This window comes from Falsiroseomonas sp. HW251 (assembly GCF_050563545.1).
Taxonomy (GTDB): Bacteria; Pseudomonadota; Alphaproteobacteria; order Acetobacterales; family Acetobacteraceae; genus Falsiroseomonas.
Map to the genome: position 1 here is coordinate 18,460 of NZ_JBNXUM010000037.1, position 17,015 is coordinate 35,474.

The 17,015-nt window shown below is 70.7% G+C and carries 16 protein-coding genes; 5 read left to right on the forward strand and 11 right to left on the reverse strand.

The features are described from left to right. Positions 1-95: 95 nt before the first annotated feature. Positions 96-1,439: an LLM class flavin-dependent oxidoreductase gene (locus ACLF3M_RS30275; RefSeq protein ID WP_430660743.1), complete on the reverse strand. Its 1,344-nt coding sequence runs from the start codon at positions 1,437-1,439 to the stop codon at positions 96-98. 78 nt (positions 1,440-1,517) lie between these two features. Here ACLF3M_RS30275 and ACLF3M_RS30280 point away from each other — a divergent pair, with 78 nt between their 5' ends. Next, positions 1,518-2,453: an N-carbamoyl-D-amino-acid hydrolase gene (locus ACLF3M_RS30280; RefSeq protein ID WP_430660744.1), complete on the forward strand. Its 936-nt coding sequence runs from the start codon at positions 1,518-1,520 to the stop codon at positions 2,451-2,453. 10 nt (positions 2,454-2,463) lie between these two features. Then, positions 2,464-3,006 (forward strand): carboxymuconolactone decarboxylase family protein, encoded by a 543-nt coding sequence (locus ACLF3M_RS30285; protein ID WP_430660745.1) that lies wholly within the window; start codon positions 2,464-2,466, stop codon positions 3,004-3,006. Positions 3,007-3,081: 75 nt separating this feature from the next. Here ACLF3M_RS30285 and ACLF3M_RS30290 read toward each other — a convergent pair whose 3' ends face one another. From ACLF3M_RS30290 to ACLF3M_RS30310, 5 genes are read right to left on the reverse strand one after another with little or no spacing between them, the layout of a single operon-like run. Beyond that, positions 3,082-3,624, reverse strand: coding sequence for an ureidoglycolate lyase (locus ACLF3M_RS30290; protein ID WP_430660746.1), 543 nt, complete (start codon positions 3,622-3,624; stop codon positions 3,082-3,084). Next, positions 3,621-3,986 (reverse strand): hypothetical protein, encoded by a 366-nt coding sequence (locus ACLF3M_RS30295; RefSeq protein WP_430660747.1) that lies wholly within the window; start codon positions 3,984-3,986, stop codon positions 3,621-3,623. The genes ACLF3M_RS30290 and ACLF3M_RS30295 overlap by 4 nt, the downstream gene beginning before the upstream one ends. Next, positions 3,986-5,578, reverse strand: a complete 1,593-nt coding sequence (locus ACLF3M_RS30300; RefSeq protein ID WP_430660748.1) for a GMC oxidoreductase — start codon at positions 5,576-5,578, stop codon at positions 3,986-3,988. Before ACLF3M_RS30300 ends, ACLF3M_RS30295 begins: the two co-directional genes overlap by 1 nt. After that, positions 5,512-5,922: a carboxymuconolactone decarboxylase family protein gene (locus ACLF3M_RS30305; protein ID WP_430660749.1), complete on the reverse strand. Its 411-nt coding sequence runs from the start codon at positions 5,920-5,922 to the stop codon at positions 5,512-5,514. The genes ACLF3M_RS30300 and ACLF3M_RS30305 overlap by 67 nt, the downstream gene beginning before the upstream one ends. Positions 5,923-5,939: 17 nt before the next feature. Further along, a complete protein-coding gene (locus tag ACLF3M_RS30310) occupies positions 5,940-7,937 on the reverse strand; it encodes an FAD-dependent oxidoreductase (protein ID WP_430660750.1) in 1,998 nt (665 codons plus the stop codon). An 83-nt stretch (positions 7,938-8,020) separates the two neighbouring features. Here ACLF3M_RS30310 and ACLF3M_RS30315 point away from each other — a divergent pair, with 83 nt between their 5' ends. The 3 genes from ACLF3M_RS30315 to ACLF3M_RS30325 are packed head-to-tail and all read left to right on the forward strand — an operon-like array spanning position 8,021 to position 11,452. Then, positions 8,021-9,634 carry an FAD-dependent oxidoreductase gene (locus ACLF3M_RS30315; protein ID WP_430660751.1) on the forward strand — a complete coding sequence of 538 codons (1,614 nt, stop codon included), beginning with the start codon at positions 8,021-8,023 and terminating at the stop codon, positions 9,632-9,634. Next, positions 9,631-10,458, forward strand: coding sequence for an alpha/beta hydrolase (locus ACLF3M_RS30320; protein WP_430660752.1), 828 nt, complete (start codon positions 9,631-9,633; stop codon positions 10,456-10,458). Before ACLF3M_RS30315 ends, ACLF3M_RS30320 begins: the two co-directional genes overlap by 4 nt. A 28-nt stretch (positions 10,459-10,486) precedes the next feature. Then, complete coding sequence (locus ACLF3M_RS30325) at positions 10,487-11,452, forward strand: Bug family tripartite tricarboxylate transporter substrate binding protein (protein WP_430660753.1); 966 nt, start codon at positions 10,487-10,489, stop codon at positions 11,450-11,452. Positions 11,453-11,550: 98 nt separating this feature from the next. Here the strand turns inward: ACLF3M_RS30325 and ACLF3M_RS30330 are convergent, their stop codons facing one another. From ACLF3M_RS30330 to ACLF3M_RS30350, 5 genes are read right to left on the reverse strand one after another with little or no spacing between them, the layout of a single operon-like run. Then, positions 11,551-12,522 carry an ABC transporter ATP-binding protein gene (locus ACLF3M_RS30330; RefSeq protein ID WP_430660754.1) on the reverse strand — a complete coding sequence of 324 codons (972 nt, stop codon included), beginning with the start codon at positions 12,520-12,522 and terminating at the stop codon, positions 11,551-11,553. Then, positions 12,519-13,496 carry an ABC transporter ATP-binding protein gene (locus ACLF3M_RS30335; protein WP_430660755.1) on the reverse strand — a complete coding sequence of 326 codons (978 nt, stop codon included), beginning with the start codon at positions 13,494-13,496 and terminating at the stop codon, positions 12,519-12,521. The genes ACLF3M_RS30330 and ACLF3M_RS30335 overlap by 4 nt, the downstream gene beginning before the upstream one ends. Next, positions 13,493-14,386, reverse strand: a complete 894-nt coding sequence (locus ACLF3M_RS30340) for an ABC transporter permease (protein ID WP_430660756.1) — start codon at positions 14,384-14,386, stop codon at positions 13,493-13,495. The genes ACLF3M_RS30335 and ACLF3M_RS30340 overlap by 4 nt, the downstream gene beginning before the upstream one ends. Continuing rightward, positions 14,383-15,402: an ABC transporter permease gene (locus ACLF3M_RS30345; protein ID WP_430660757.1), complete on the reverse strand. Its 1,020-nt coding sequence runs from the start codon at positions 15,400-15,402 to the stop codon at positions 14,383-14,385. Before ACLF3M_RS30345 ends, ACLF3M_RS30340 begins: the two co-directional genes overlap by 4 nt. Next, on the reverse strand, positions 15,402-16,988 hold the full coding sequence (locus ACLF3M_RS30350) for an ABC transporter substrate-binding protein (protein ID WP_430660758.1): 1,587 nt from the start codon (positions 16,986-16,988) through the stop codon (positions 15,402-15,404). Before ACLF3M_RS30350 ends, ACLF3M_RS30345 begins: the two co-directional genes overlap by 1 nt. Positions 16,989-17,015: the final 27 nt, after the last annotated feature.

Sequence of the window (17,015 nt, forward strand, 5' to 3'; positions counted from 1 at the left end):
GGGAAGCGGTTCGGGACGGTCGTTGCGATGCGTATGGCCACGCCTGCGTGAGGAACTTACCTCGCGCGGCCCTCGTTCGCCGGCAGGCCGGCGCGTCACCGCCAGCGATGCGCCGCGGCGGGATGGCCGTCGGGCAGGCGCGCCGCGCCGAACAGCTTCTCGCGGTAGGTGCCCGGCGCGTAGGCCGTCTTGTAGAGGCCCCGCTCCTGCAGCACCGGCACCACAAGGTCCACGAAGGCGTCCAGGCACTCCGGCATGACGGTGCGGGAGAGGTTGAAGCCGTCCACATCGGCTTCCTCCACCCAGCGCTGCAGCGCATCCGCGACCTGGCGGGGATCGCCGACGATCGGCGGCTGGCGGCTGCCGAGGACGGATTGTTCCAGCAGCTTGCGCTTGGTCCAGGCTGGTCCGGCGACCTTGGCCATCGCCTCGACATTCGACCGGATGGCCTGCGTCGGCCCGGCCTGCACGGGTTCGTCCATGCCATATCGGGAGAAATCGATGCCGAGCGAGGCGGAGGCGTGGGCCAGCGTGCCTTCGGCATCGGCGTGCGAGGCGTAGTCCGCCAGTAGGTCGCGCGCTTCCTTTTCGGTCCGTCCCACCACGACGGTCGCGCCGGCGAAGACCTGCACGGGCCGTGGCGCCGCGCGGGCGCGGATGTCGTCCACGATCCGCCGCACCACCGCCGGCGCGGTGCCGTTAGCGAACACGCATTCCGCATGGGTAGCGGCGAAGCGCCGCCCGCGATCGGACGCGCCGGCCTGGTAGAGCACCGGCGTGCGCTGCGGCGAGGGCTCGCAGAGATGCATCGCCTCGATCCTGTATTGCCGGCCGTGATGCGCAATCCGGCGCACCCGCGCGGGATCGGTGAAGAGGTGGCCCGCGGTGTCGCGCTTCACCGCGTCGTCCGCCCAGCTGCCTTCCCACAGCGCATAGACCGCGTCCATGTACTCGTCCGCCAGGTCATAGCGGTCGTCATGCGCCATCTGCTGGTCGTAGCCGAGCGCGCGCGCCGCGCTGTCGAGGTAGCCCGTGACGATGTTCCAGCCGATCCGCCCGTCGGTCAGGTGATCGAGCGTGCTCATCCGGCGGGCAAAGAGATAGGGCGGCTCGTAGGCCGTGTTCGACGTCACGCCGAAGCCGAGATGCGTCGTCACGCCGGCCATCGCCGGGATGGTCAGCATCGGATCGAGCAGCGGCACCTGCGCCGCTGCGCGCAGCGCCGCATCGGGGCTGCCGCCATAGACGTCGTAGATGCCGAGCACATCGGCCAGGAACAGCCCGTCGAAGAGCCCCCGCTCCAGCCGCTTGGCCAGGTCCGTCCAGTGATCGAGCCGGTTGTAGTGGCGCGCATTGTCGCGGAGATGCGTCCACATCCCCTGCTGGATGTGGCCGGGGGTGGCCATGTCGAAGGCGTTCAGCCGGATCTGTCGGGGCATGCACGCGATGCTGCCAAATCCCCGCCTGCTGCACAAACCGCCGCGGCGCGATTATCCTGCGCGCGCAGGAGAGAACCCATGCCCCGCATCCTCACCATTGCCGCCGCGCAGATGGGCCCGATCCAGCGCAGCCGTTCCCGCCGCGACGTGGTGGAGCGGCTCATCGTCCTGATGCGCGACGCCGCCGCCATGGGCTGCCAGCTCATCGTCTACCCCGAGGCGACGCTGACCGCCTTCTTCCCGCATTGGTGGATCGAGGACGAGGCCGAGCTCGATGCCTGGTTCGAGCAGGAGATGCCGTCCAACGAGACCGCGCCGCTCTTCGCGGAGGCGAAGCGTCTCGGCATCGGCTTCCACCTCGGCTATTGCGAGATCGCGCGCGACGCCGGCCGCAAGCGCCGCTTCAACACCGCTGTTCTGGTCGGCCCCGACGGCGCGATGATCGGCAAGTACCGCAAGATCCACCTGCCCGGCCACGCGGACCACGAGCCCTGGCGCCCCTTCCAGAACCTGGAGAAGCGCTACTTCGAGGTCGGCGACCTCGGCTGGCCGGCCTGGCGCGCCTTCGGCGGCGTCGTCGGGATGATGATCTGCAACGATCGCCGCTGGCCGGAGGCTTGGCGCGTGCTCGGGCTGCAGGGCACGGAGCTGGTGCTGCTGGGCTACAACACGCCGCGCCACGATCCCACGACGCCGCAGCACGACCGGCTGGCGGAGTTCCACAACGCGCTCTCCATGCAGGCCGGCGCCTACCAGAACGGGTGCTGGGTGGTCGGCGTCGCCAAGGCCGGCATCGAGGAAGGCATCGGTCAGATCGGCGGTTCCTGCATCATTGCGCCGACGGGCGAGATCGTGGCCCAGGCCCTCACCGAGGCCGACGAGCTGGTCGTCGCGCGCTGCGACCTCGATGCCGCGACGCCGATTAAGCAGGGCATCTTCAACTTCGCCCGGCACCGCCGGCCGGAGCACTACCGCATGATTGTCGAACGCACCGGCGCGACGCCGCCAGCCTGAGGAGGTTTCGTTGGCAAGGCTGCCCTATCGCGACGCCGCCGATCTGCGGCCCGAGGACCGCGACCTGCTGGTCCGTCCCGTCAACATCTACCGCGCCATGGTCAACGCGCCCGGCATCACGCGCGCCTTCCAGGTCCTAGCCAACCAGATCCGGCACGAGAGCAGGCTGGATCCGCGTCTGCGCGAGGTCGCGATCCTGCAGATCGCCTGGTCCGTGCGCTCGGCCTATGAATGGTCGCACCACGTCAAGATCGGCCGCACCTTCGGCGTCACCGAGTCCGATCTTCGCGCGATTTCCACGAACGACGACACCGCGCTGGACCCCCAGACCCGCGCCATCCGCCGCGCCGCGCAGGCAATCGCGGAAGTCGGCGACGTCGCCGACGCCGCGCTGTCGGGGCTGCGCGCTTTCCTCGACGAGGAACGCCTGACCGAACTGCTGCTGACCTGCGGCATCTATGTCGGCCTGGCGCGCTTCCTCCACGTCACGCGGGTGGAGGTGGAGGAGGAGTACGCGAAGGAACTGAAGGAATACCCCCTCCCGCAAAGCTGAATCCCTCTCCCGCTTGCGGGTGAGGGATGGGCCCCGCGCCACGCAGCGGCGCGGGAGGGTGGGGGTGAGCGCCGCCTAAACCACCACGTCGATCCCCACTCCCATCCGCCCCACGATATCCTTCTTATCCAGATCCGGCCCCCGCGCCTCGTTCCCCACCTTCATCGTTAGATCCCGCGCCGTATCTCGCCTGATCAGGATGCAGACATTCGCGACATCCCCCACCGCGAAGGGAAACTCGTGCCAGGTGCCGAGATGCAGCATCAGCCCGGCGCTGCCGTCGAACAGGAACGCCCGCGCCGCCTCCAGATCCGGCAACTCGCCTTCGCCAGGCGGCGCCAGCACCATCGCGAAGGGCGTCCCCAGCGGAAAGAAGCTCTGCGTGTGCAGGAAGTGCCTCTCCATCCACGACACGCGCATCGCCCGCCGCTCGATGGTCGCGACCGAGATCTCCAGCGTGTCGTCGCCGACAAAGCGCCCTGGCTTCCTGATCGCGACCGTGTCTCCGTAGAACGGGCTCCGGATCACCGGCGCCTCCGCCTCCGGCGACAGCAGCGTCCCGAAGGGCGCGATAGTTGCGACTGTCGCCGGTTCCGCCTTCAGCCTCAGCGTCCTCACGCCGGCCTCCAGAACGGCGCGCGTTTCCGCTGAGTCTCCAGCAGGCTTTCGTCGAAGGGCGGCAACTCATAACCCAGCGGCTGCGGCGGCCGCGCCTCGTAGCCCGTCACGCTTTCCAGCACCGCGCGCACGGCGGGGTGCGTGTAGTAGGCTAGGTAGACGGCGGACACCAACCGCTCGAACGCCGCGGGCTGCGCTGCTTCCACCGCCCGCAGCGTCTCTTCGTCACCAGCGACGAAGCCCGCCGGCAGCGCGGCAATCACCGGCGCCGCCTCTGTCGCCAGGTCGATCCCGTCCAGCGATCCCGCCGACGGCCAGTCCGTGTCCCCCGGCAGCAGCGTGTCGAGCAGTGCCGTCAGCATCACGCCTCTCCCTTCAGCCTGGCCGCGAGCCGCGTCGCAGCCCGCAGCGCGATCGCCTGGATCGTGGGCGTCGGGTTCACCGCGCCGGCCGTCGCGAAGACGCTGCCATCCACCACCACGATGTCCTTCGCGCCGTGCATCCGGCACTCCGCGTCCACGATGCTCGTAGCGGCATCACGGCCCATCCGCGCCGTGCCGAGGAAATGGAATCCCGCCGCCGCGACCAGCGGGTTCACCACGATCTCCGTTGCCCCGGCCTCGCGCAGAACCTCGCTCGCGCGGTCCACGCCATGCGCCAGCATCGCGCGCGCATTGTCGTCCAGCCGGTAATGCAGCCGCGGTGCCGGCAGCCCGTCCGAATCCGTCACGCGATCGTCCAGCGTCACGCGGTTCTCCGGGTCCGGCAGATCCTCGGCGGTGATGGTGACGCTGACGGAATGCCCGAAGGTCGCGACGAAGCGCGCGTGATGCCCGCGCCCCCAGGGCACGCGCGCCATGTAGCCGCCGAGCGCGGTCTGGACGGGGCCCCCGCCGCGAAGCGCCTGCATCTGGTAGCCCCGACGGAATCCGCGCGCGGGATCGTCCTCGATGAATTCCTGGCTGAAGAGCGCGCAGGCGAAGGGCCCCTTGTGGCCGTCGAGCCGATCCGCGAATAGCCCCGTCACGATCGCCGTGGGGTGGTGCATGAGGTGCCGCCCCGTCGCCCATCCCCCGAGCCCGGAGGCCAGCAGAAGCCGCGGCGTGCCGAGCCCGCTCGCGGCCATCACCACCGCGCGCGCGGGCTGCACGCGCTTCTCGCCGTCGCGCACATAGACCACGCGCCCCGGCTCCACCCGCAACACCCGCGCCTGCGCGCGCAAATCAGTGCCAGCGGCCAGCGCGCGCGGCCACCACGTCACATCGGCCGAGGCCCGCGCATGCCGCGGACACCCGACGCCGCAAGGGCCGCAGAGATTGCAGGCCTTGCGTCCCTCGCGCGCTTCCGTCAGCACCGCGGAATCCGACGGCCACCAGTGCCAGCCCAGCCGATCGAACGCCGCTGCCAGGCGCGCCGGTCCCGGCCCCAGCGGCAACGGCGCCTGCCGAGGCGCGCGCCGCGGTGGATTGGCGGGATCGCCCTGCAGCCCCGCGACGCCCGTCACCTCGTCCACCGCGTCGAAATACGGATCGAGATCGTCGTAGGCGATCGGCCATTCCCGGAAATCGCTCGGCCGCATCCGCGGGAAATGCGCGCCCCAGCGCAGCGTGGACCCGCCGACGCCCGTGTAGAGCGCCGGCTTGATCGGCGTGTCGTCCTCGACGACGGGATAGTCCGACGCCAGGCGCCGCACATTCGGATTGATGTGGAAGGTCGTCTGCAGCGCCTCCTCCCAGCGTGGTCCCAATGACGGCGACGCGCGCTGATCGAGCCACCCGCCCTGCTCCAGGCACACCACGCGCAGTCCCGCTTCCGCCAGCACCATCGCCGCCGCTGCGCCGGAAGCCCCGGCGCCGACGATCGCGACGTCGCAGGGCTCGTCCCGGATCAGTCTTCCGCGTCCTTCTGCGGGACCCAGCCCTTGCCTTCGCGCATCTCCTGCATTGCGCGACAAAAACCCTCGAAGGCCGGCATGCCCGCGGGCAGGCCCGCCAGGAACGCGGCCTCCACCACTTCCTCGAAACTCGCGCCGTACTGCATCGCGCGCTTCGACGCCCATTCGATGCCCTCGCGATCGCCCTTCACCGCGGTGGTGATGCCGACCATGACGAGGAAGCGTGTCTTGAGATCGAGCGCGCGCCCTTCTGGCGGCCCGAAGATCACATGGCTCGCCAGCTCGCCATAGCGCCGCAGGAATTCCGGATTGCACTCCGCCAGCATCTCATGCAGCGGCAGCGTATAGCCGCGCACGTCGCGGATCTTCTTCAGCTCGGCTTCGCCTTCGGGCGTCATCGGCATTCGCGTGTTCTCCTGTCTCAGATCGCCCGCGCCGCGATCTCGCCTTCGCGGATCGCGGCATCGGCCCGGCGCGGCGCGAGCGCATCGCCGATCAGCTTAACCTCCATCGTGCCGTTCAGCGCGTGGAACAGCGCATCCTGCGCCTCCGCCCCCAGCACCAGCACGACGTTGTCGATGCCCTCGCGCAGCTCCTCCTCCTTCGTGTAGAGGTCGCGCAACGTGACGGTCCCGCCCTCGATCGCGACCAGTTCCAGGTCCGTCGAGAAGCGCACGCCCATCCGCCGCAGCATGCCGAAGGTCTTGCCCCGGTCGCGGCTGCCCGCGAGGTCCGGCGCCGCCTGGCCGAGCCAGGTCGCGAACTCCACCTTCGCGCCGTTCGCCGCGAGATACTCCGCCGTTACCATGCCCTGCCGCCCGCCCAGCCCGTCATAGACCAGCACGCGCCCGCCCAGCGGCGTGGCCTCGAGCAGCGCCTCGAGGTAGGAATAGACATTCGCCTGGTCCGTCCCCGGCACCACCGCACTGCCGTCCCACTTCTCCGGCCGCAGCGGCGTCCAGCCATGCCGCAGCCCGCGCGCGCCGGTCGCGACGATCACGACGTCATGCCCCGCTGCGCGCAGCATCTCCTCCGTCGCCACGGTCTGCAGCTTCACCGTCACGCCAGCCTTCGCAACCTGCGCCTGCAGCCAGTCCACGATGCCGAGAAGCTCCACGCGGCTTGGCGCCCTCGACCACAGCCGCACCTGCCCGCCGAGTTCCGCCTGGCGTTCGTAGAGCGTCACGCGATGCCCGCGCTTCGCCGCCGTCAGCGCCGCGCGCATTCCCGCGGGCCCGCCGCCCACCACCGCGATGTCCTTCGGCTTCGTGGTCGCCAGCAGCGTCGTCTCCGACAGCTCCGTCTCGTTCCCCGCGGCGGGGTTGTGGATGCAGGCGATCGGGGCCTGGGCGAAGATCGAGGTCATGCACCAGTTGGCTCCCACGCAGGGCCGGATATCCTGCGCTTCCTCGCGTTCCGCCTTCGCCACCCATTGCGGATCGGCGATCAGCGCGCGCGCCATCGCCACCATGTCGCAGTCCCCGGCGGCGAGGTGCCGCTCCGCCTCCTCCGGCGTCACGATGCGGCCGACGCCGACGACCGGAACGCCGCCTACGGCAGCGCGCACCTGGCGCGTCGCCTCCATCTGGAAGCCGTGCCGCTCCGGCGAGGTCGGGTAGATCAGCATCCGGTTGAGATAGGTGCCGTGGCTGCAGGAGACGTAGTCGATCAGCCCGGACGCTGTCATGCGCCCCGCGATCTCCGCCCAATCCGCGGGCCGCAGCCCGCCCTCATGCCCGTCGTCGCTGTTGATGCGCACGCCGACGATCATGTCGCGGCCGCATTCCTCGCGCGTGGCCTGGATGATCTCCATCACCAGGCGCAGCCGGTTCTCCGGGCTGCCGCCGAAGGCGTCGTTGCGGTGGTTCGTGGCGGGGCTCAGGAACTGATTCAGCAGGTAGCCATGCGCCATCGAATGCACCTCGACGCCGTCGAGCCCGCCTTCGCGCGCGTAGCGTGCCGACAGCCGGTAGCCCTCCCGGATCGCGTCGATGTCGGCGGTGGTCATGACATGCGGCATCTCGCGATAGACCGCGCAGGGCACCGCCGACGGCGCCCAGACGGGATGGCCCGAAGCCACGCTGTTCGTCTCCCGCCCGCGATGCCACGGCTGCGCCAGAAGCAGCGTGCCATGCGCCTGCACCGCCGCGGCGATCTTGCGATATTCCGGCACCATCCGCGGGTCGAAGGACAGCGCCTTGCCACGGTAGGGCAGGGATGTCTCGTGCACCGCCATCGCTTCCATCGTGATGACGGCGACGCCGTGCCGCGCGCGTTCCGCGTAATAGGCGACATGCGCGTCGGTGAAGACATGGCCCTTTACCAGCAGCGTGGCATGCGCGCTCATCCAGCTTCGGTTGCGCGCGACCTTCGGGCCGATGCGCAGCGGGCTGAACAGCGTCGGGTATTTCGCGTGCATGCCGTCGTTCCCTCGACCGGAGCCGAGGCTTGCCAGCCACGCCCGCCGCGTCAAGATCGCGGCGAGGAGAAAGGGCGCCCTGCGTGGAGATCGAAACGGACCTTGTGGTCGCTGGCAGCGGCGCCGCGGGCTGCGGCGCGGCGCTGGCGGGCGTGCTGCGCGGCCTCCGCGTGGTCATGGTGGAGAAGTCGCGGAAGCTGGGCGGCGCCACGGCGGCATCGCTCGGCGGGCTCTGGGTGCCTGGCAACCACCTGATGGCGGAGGCCGGCCTGACCGACAGCCTGGACGCCGCGCGGACCTACGCGACCTTCCTCGGTGGCGGCTACGCGCTGCCCGCGATGGTGGACGCCTTCCTGCAGAACTCGCATGTCGCGCTGCGCGACTTCGCGACGCGCGTGCCCTTCCGCCTGTTGCGCGGCCTGCCCGACCACTACTACCCGCAGGCCGAGGGCAGCTCCGCCGATGGCCGCATGGTGGAGGCCATGCCGATCGCGCGCGACGCCATCGCACCTTGGGGCGACCGACTGGAGGAGGGCGTGCACAACGAGGCCGGCGTCAGCTGGGGCGACGCGATCGCCTGGGGCGGGTTGGGCGCGCGACAGCACTGGCCGGAGGAAGAGATCGCCGGCCGCCGCGAGCGCCGCCTGCTCGCCGCCGGCCCCGCGCTGGTAGGGCAGTTCCTGCGCGCGCTGATTGACGCGCAGGTCCCGATCCTCGCGGGCTTTCGGGCCGACGAACTGCTCACCACGGACGGCCGCGTCACCGGGATCCGCGGCACGCAGGACGGCAAGCCCGTGCGGATCGTCGCGCGCCGCGGCGTGGTGCTGGCGACCGGCGGCTATGAGGGCAATCCCGACCTCGTGAACCGCTTCGAGGGCCTGCCGGACTGGATGAACATCTTCCCCCGCTCCGTCGAGGGCGACGGCATGACGATGGGCACCGAGATCGGCGCCGCGACCTGGCGCGTGCCGAACAACCTCGCGATGCTCGTGGGCTACGGCATTCCGTCCCCTGATGACCCGAACGAGCGCGTCTTCTTCAGCGCTGGGCTGCGCGGCCTCTCCTACCCCCACAGCATCGTCGTCAACGACCAGGCGCAGCGCTTCTGCGACGAAAGCCAGTTCCAGCGCGTCGTCGCGGCGCTGACGCGCTTCGACCTCGCGACGCACCGCCACCCCAACCTGCCGGCCTGGATGATCTTCGACGGGCAGTATTGCCGCCGCTACAGCTTCGCCCGCCGCCCGCCCGGCGCGCTGCTGCCGGACTGGGTGACGCGCGCCGACAGCCTGGACGCGCTGGCCGCGGGGATCGGCCTGGATCCCGCGACGCTGGCAGCTTCCGTCGCGCGTTTCAACGATGGCGCGGCGCGCGGCGAGGATCCCGACCACGGCCGCGGCTCCTCCGCCTTCGCGCGCTCCACCGCCGGCGATCCGCACGCCGCGCACCCCAACCTCGGCACCATCGCGGAGCCGCCCTTCTGCGCCGTGCGCCTCAAGCTCGGCGCCATTTCCTCCGCCGGGCTTCTCACCGACACCGACGCCCGCGTGCAGCATGTGCGCGGCCGCCCCATCCCCGGCCTCTATGCCTGCGGCAACACCGCGGCGCCGACCGAATCCGGCGCGGGCTACCAGGCCGGCATGTCGCTGATGCGCGGGCTCACTTTCGGCTGGCTCGCCGCGCGGCACGCTGCCTCGTGAAGCGCCGCTTCGCCGACCTCGACACGGGTCAGGTGCATTACCGCGAGGGCGGCGCGGGCGGGACGCCGCTCGTCATGCTGCATGGCGGCGCGGCCAATGGCGCGTCGCTGCTGCCCATCGCACGCGTGCTGGCAGCAACGCGCGCCATCATCGTGCCAGACATGCCGGGCTGCGGCGACAGCGACGCGCTGCCGATCGCCCGCCCCGAGGTCGAGGACATCGCGGATTGGCTTATCGCCTTCCTCCACGCCCTCGGTATCGAGACCTGCGACCTCCACGGCGCACACTTGGGTGCCCGCGTCGCGATCGAGGCCGCGCTGCGCCATCCCGCGCGCCTGCGCCGTATCATCCTCGACGGCATTGGCTTCTACGACGAGGAAGCGCGCCAGCGCATGCTGGGCAACGTCGCGCCGGAGATCATCCCCGATCCCGACGGCGCGTATCTGGCGGCGGCGCATGCCATGTGCCGCGACTACCACCGCTACTTCCCCTGGTTCGCGCGCGATCCTGCGCACCGCCGCGACGGCCCCGAACCCTCGCCTGCCACCGTCCACGCCAAGCTGGTCGAGGTCATCCGCAACGGCACGACCTATCCGCTGCCCTACCGTGCCGCGCTGCGCCACCCGACGGAGCAGCGCCTGCCCCTGCTGACGCATCCCGTGCTGCTGGCCTTTGCACGCACCGACAACGTATTTCCGCAGCGCGCCCGGGCCGCCGCCCTGCTGCCCGCCGCGACCACGGCGGAGACACCGGGCGCCGCCGACCCCGCCGGCAGCGCCGCCATCTTCGCCGCCTTCCTGGACGCCGAACCCGCCCGCACCTAGTCTCGCCGCAAAGCCCGAGGAGGCACCGATGACCCTCGCCCGCCGCACGCTGCTTGCCGGCGCCGCGCTGCTGCCGCTGCCGGCGCTCTCGCAGACCTGGCCCGCGCGGCCGATCCGCATGATCGTGCCCTTCGCGCCGGGCGGCACCACCGACATCGTCGCGCGCATCCTGTCGCAATCCATGTCCGAACGCCTCGGCCAGGCGGTGGTGGTGGAGAACCGGCCCGGCGCCGGCGCGACGCTCGCGGCGCAGCAGGTCGCGCAGGCCGCGCCGGACGGCTACACGCTGATCATCTCCAACAGCGCCTCGCACGGCATCTCGCCGAGCCTGTTCAAGAACGTCCGCTACGACGCGATGACGGATTTCAGCCACATCGCGCTGGCTGCCACGACCTCCACCGCCGTGCTCGTGAACCCGCGCTATGAGGCGCAGACCATCCAGGCGCTCATCGCGCTCGGCCGGTCGCGCCCGAACGGGCTGGACTACGCGATCTCCGGCCACGGCACCTCGACGCACCTGGCCGGCATCCGCATGGGCATGGTCGGCGGCTTCCGCATGAACCCGATCCCCTATCGCGGCTCCGGCCCCGCGCTGACGGACGTCATCGCCGGCAATGTCGGGCTGATGGTGGATGGGCTGCCGTCCTGCATCGGCTATATCCGCGACGGCTTGCTGAAGGCGCTGGCGGTGGCGGATGCGCAGCGCAACCGCTTCCTGCCGCAACTGCCCACCCTGATCGAGGCCGGGCTGCCCGGCGTCACGTCGTATTCCTGGTTCGGTGTCTCCGGCCCCAAGGACCTGCCCGCGCCGATCGTCTCGACGCTGAACACCGAGATCCGGGCGATCCTGCAGCTTCCCGCCATCCGCCAGCGCTACACCGAACTCACCGCCGACGCGCCCGACCTGACGCCCGCGCAATACGCCGCCTTCATCGAGGAAGAGCTGCGCGTCTGGGGCGAGGTCGTGCGCGCCTCCGGCGCGACGGCGGAGTAGCGACCGGATCCCTCTCCCGCAACGCGGGGGAGGGATGGGCCCCGAGCCGCGCAGCGGCGTGGGAGGGTGGGGGTGAGCGCAACGCCGCAAGCGCCGCGCTACCCGTCGATTCGATTCCCCCCATCCCGCACGCGGATGCACGCCGCGTGATGCCCTGCGGCGACCTCATCCAGCGGCGGCTGCGCGTCCCGGCACGCGGGCAGCGCCACCGGACAGCGGCTCGCGAACCCACACCCCGGCGGCAGGTTGATCGGGCTCGGGATCTCGCCCTTCAGCACGTGCCGCGCCAGCTTCACCGACGGATCCGCCGGCAGATGCGCCGACATCAGCGCCTGGGTATAGGGATGCGCCGGCCGGTCGAAGACCTCCGCCGCCGCGGCCTGCTCCACCACGCGGCCGAGATACATGACCATCACGCGGTCGGCCATCAGCTTCAGCGTGCCGAGGTCATGCGTGATGAACAGCATCGCGGCACCCGTCTCCTCCTTCAGCTCCGCCAGCAGGTCGAGGATCCCCGCGCGCACGGACAGATCGAGCGAGGAGGTCGGCTCGTCCAGCACGATCAGCGCGGGCTTCGTCGCGATGGCGCGCGCGATGCAGACGCGCTGCTGCTGCCCGCCCGAGAGCTCGCTGGGATAGCGGTCGAGCATCGCCGCGGGCAGCCGCACCCGCAGGCCGAGCCGCGTCGCCTCGTCCCGCCGCTCCGCGCGTGACAGCCTGGTGTGGAGCATCAACGGCTCCTCGATCAGGTCGCGCGCGGTCATGCGGGGATTCAGCGCGCTCCACGGATCCTGGAAGACCATCTGCATGTGCTTGCGCATCGCGCGCATGCGCGATTCCGGCGCCGTCGAGATGTCCTGTCCCATGAAGACGACGCGGCCTTCCGTCGGCGCGATCAGCCGCAGCGCGCAGCGCCCGAGCGTGGACTTGCCCGATCCGGATTCCCCGACCAGGCCCAGCGTCTCGCCCGCCGCCAGCGTGAAGGACACGTCGTTCACCGCGCCGATCACGCCGCCGCCCGGTGCGGCGAAGCGCTTCGACAGTCGCTCGACCTCCAGCACCGCCGTCATGCCGCGTCCCGTGCGAAATGGCAGCGCGCGACATGCCCGTCCGCCAGCACGACATCCGGCGGCTCGACCAGGCAGGCGGGCTGCGCCACGGGGCAGCGGTCGCGATAGAGGCACCCCGTCGGCAGCGCATAGAGGTTCGGCGGCGATCCCTGCGGCCGCACCGCGCGCAACTCCAGCCGCTCCGGTGTCGAGGCGATCAGCGCCTGGGTATAGGGATGTGCCGGCCGTGCGAACAACGGCGCGACCGGCCCGGATTCCACGACCTGGCCCGCGAACATCACCGCGGCCTCGTCGCAGTAATGCGCCACCACGCCGAGGTCATGCGTGATGATGACGGCGCCGATCCCGCGCGACAGCGCCAGCGCCCGGAGCAGGTCCAGGATCTGCGCCTGCACCGTGACGTCGAGCCCGGTTGTCGGCTCGTCCGCGATCAGCAGGGACGGCTCGTTCACCAGCGCCATCGCGATCAGCACGCGCTGCGCCATCCCGCCCGAGAGCTCATGCGGCCAGGCGCGCAGGCGCCGCTTCGGGTCGGGGATGCCGACGGAGACGAGCGCTTCGACCGCGCGCGTTTCGGCTTCTGCTTCGGACAGTTGTCGGTGCGCGCGCTGCAGCCGGACCAGCTGCTGGCCGATGCGCGCCAACGGATCGAGCGAGGACTTGGGCGACTGCACCACCAGTCCGATCCGCGCGCCGCGCAGCGCGTTGAGTTCCTCGGCCGGCAGCGCCAGCAGGTCGCGGCCTTCGAACAGCGCCTGGCCTGCGACGACGCGGGCAGGCGGCTTAAGCAGGCCGAGCAGCGACAGCGCCGTCAGCGACTTCCCGGCCCCGGTCTCGCCCACCAGGCCGAGGATGCGGCCGGGCTGCAGGCTGAACGACACGCCATTCAGCGCCCGCGCCGTCCGCAGGTTGTTGTCGAGATCGTAGGCGATGAAGTGCGTGTGGAGGTCACGGACCTCCAGCAGGGCCGTCAACGGGTCGCCGCCTTGCGTCGCGGGTCCAGCAGGTCCGCCAGGCCGTCGCCCAGCATGTTCAGCCCCAGCACCAGCAGGATCAGCGCACAGCCCGGGAAGACCGCGACCCACCATTCGCCCGTTACCATGTATTCCGCGCCCTGGCGGATCATCGCGCCCCATTCCGGTGTCGGCGGCTGGATGCCGACGCCGAGGAACGCCAGCGTCGCGCTGATCCGCACCGCCCAGGCCGCCCGCACCGCGGTCTGCGCCATCGCGCCGCGCAACGCGTTCGGCAGGATGTGGCGGAACAGGATGCGCCGGGTCGGATTGCCCACCGCGACCGCGGCTTCGACGAAGGTGCCGCCGCGCAAGGACAGCACCTCGGCCCGCACCACGCGCGCATAGACCGGCGCGTCCAGCACGCCGAGCACCAGCACCACGTTCAGCAACGACGGCCCCGCCGCAGCGACGACGGCAAGGGCGAGGATGATGGAGGGGAACACGCGCAGCGCGTCGAAGCCGCGCATCACGATCTCGTCGCCCCAGCCGCCGGCCCAGCCCGTCCAGAGCCCGACCGGCACGCCCAAAACCAGCCCCACGATCACCACGGGGACCGCGATGCCGAAGGCGTAAAGCGAGCCGTGGATCACGCGGCTCAGCACGTCCATGCCGTTGCCGTCCGTGCCGAACCAGTTCGCCTCGCTCGGGCCCTGCAGCACGCGCGCGGGGTTCGACGCGATCGGGCTTTCGGGCGCGATCCAGCCCGCGAAGACCGCGAGGACCACGAAGAACAGGATGATCGCGACGCCGACCGCGAGCGTCGGCGACCGCCGCGTCAGCCCCTTCGCCCGCGCGCCGATGCGCGACAGGATCGACGGCGCGCGCGGCGCTTCCAGCGCGAGGCTCATGCCCGCGCCCCCGCCCGCGGTTCCAGCAGCATTACCAGCAGGTCCACCACCAGGAACACCATCACCGAGAACAGCGCGAGCACCAGCACATAGCCCTGCACCACGGCGAAGTCGCCCTGGATGATCGCGTTCAGCCCGAACTGGCCGAGCCCGCCCCAGGCGAAGACGTATTCGATCAGCGCCGTCGTGCCCACCAGCCCCGCGAGCTCCGTCCCCACGAAGGTCACCACCGGCACCATCGCGTTGCGCAGCACCAGCCGCCTGATGTCGCGCGCCGGCAGCCCCTGCGCGCGGGCATAGCGGACATAGTCGCTCGCCAGCACCTCGAGCGCGATGGCTCGCGTCTGCTTCACGATGGGTGCCGCGGAGATCACCGCGACGCAGAGCACGGGCAGCACGAGCTGCGACGCGGCCGAGGCGAAGGCCTCCTGGTTCCCCGTCAGCAGCGCGTCCCACATGTAGCTGCCGGTGATGCGCGGCGGCGGGTCCACCATGAGGTTGATCCGACCCATGCCCGGCGGCGCCCAGCCCAGCAGGTAGAAGAAGACGAACAGCGCCATCAGCCCCAGCCAGTAGGTCGGCGTGGAGAAACCGAGCAGCGAGAGGAACCGGCTGGTCTGGTCGAACATCCCGTCCGCCTTCTGCGCAGCCTTGAGCCCGACGGGAATGCCGACCAGCGCGCCGATCGCGACGCCGTAGATCAGCAGCTCGAAGGTCGCGGGCGCGCGATCCAGCAGCTCCGTCAGCACCGGCCGGTTGCTCACCCAGGACCGTCCGAGATCGCCCTGCGCGACCTTGCCGAGCCAGGTCAGGAACTGCGCCCAGAGCGGCTGGTCCAGCGCGAGGGTGCGGCGGATCGTCTCGATCTCGGCCGCCGTCGCGGTCGGACCCGCGAGCATCGCCACGGGGTCCTGCCCACCCAGCCGCACCAGCATGAAGCAGAGGAAGGAGACCGCGATCAGCAGCGGCACCAGCAGCAGCGCGCGCCGCGCCAGGAAGCTGCCGATCGCGAGCATCAACCCACCTTCAGGTCGACCCAGCGCTCATGCTCGTCGGGGTGCGGCACCCAGCCCGAGATGTTGGGCGCCATCGCCTCGAAGGTCTGGGGATAGAGCGTCAGCACCCAGGGCGCGTCCTCCATCCAGACCTTCTGCGCGTCCTTCACCGCGGCCGCCTGCACGGCGCGGTCGGGGTTGGTGCGCGCACGGTCGATCAGCGCATCCAGCGCGGGGCTGTTGTACTTCGCGCGATTGGACACGCCGTCCGACCGCGCCAGGAGCTGCAGCGTGTAGACGGGATCGAGCACGATCGGCCCGTCCTCGAAGGTGAACAGCGCCATGTCCTGCCGCGCGGGGGCGCCGCGCGCGCGGAGATCCGACCCCGTGATGCGCTGCGCCTTGCAGTTGATGCCGACGGCCTTGAGCTGGTCGGACAACTGAACCGCCATCGCTTCCTCCCACCACCAGATGTTGGAGAAGAGCAGGTCCACCTCGAAGCCGTTGGAGAGGCCGGCCTCGGCCAGCAGGGCGCGGGCGCGGGCGGGGTCGAAGTCGTAGTTGAAGAAGCCGGGGTCGTAGCCGCCGACGATCGGTGGGATGATGGATCTCGCGATGTCGCCGGTGCCGAGGAAGACGCCCTGCTTCAGCGCTTCCTTGTTGGTGGCGTAGTTCATGGCGCGGCGGACGCGCACGTCGTCGAAGGGGCGCATCGCGCAGTTCATGCGCACGCTGGCCATGGCGCGGCCCGCGACGTCCTGCACCTTCACGCGGCGGTCGCGCTGCATGTCCAGCACCTGCTGCACGGTGGGCCGGTCGATCCACTGCACCTGGCCGGACCGCAGCAGCGTGGTGCGCGATGCGCCGGACGGCACGGCGCGGTAGATCACGCGGTCGAAATGCGGCCGCGGGCCGAAGTAGTTGGGGTTTGCCACGAACTCGGCCTGCTCGCCCGCGCGGAGGCTGCGCAGGTGATAGGCGCCGAAGCCCGCGGTGTTGGTCTCCATCCAGCGCAGCGCCCAGGGGTCGTCCGGTGTCGCGTGCTTCTTCACTTCCGCGCTGTCGTAGATGCCCGGGACGTACAGCGTCAGCGCCGATAGGAAGATGGAGGACGGCGCGTTCAGCGTAAACTCGACCTCGCGCTGCGACAGCGCCTTCACCGCGACGACGTTGGACACGCTGGCGATGAAGGCGCCAGTGCGCTTCTGGTCCAGCGACTTGTTCCAGGACCACTCGACATCGGCGGCCGTCAGCTCGTTGCCGAAGGCGCTGCGCACGCCCTGCCGCAGGGTGAAGACATACTTCAGCCCGTCGTCGGACACCCGCCAGCGTTCCGCCAGATGCCCCTCGATCACCGAGGGGTTGAGATAGGTGCGGCCGTCGCGCTCGACGCGGCCGTAGCGGGTCAGGCCCTCATAGGTCTGCACCACGACCTCTTGCGTACCGGGGCGCAGCGCGTCGCCGTCGAACCCCTCGGGCGTGCCGGGCGCGGCGAGCAGCAGCGTACGGCCCTGGCCCTGCGCCAGCGCGCCCTCGCTGGTCAGCGGCAGATAGGCGGGCAGCGCGAAGGCCCCGGCGCCCGCCAGCAGAACGTCCCTGCGCTTCATCACGACCCGTCTCCCGCGGGCAGCCTG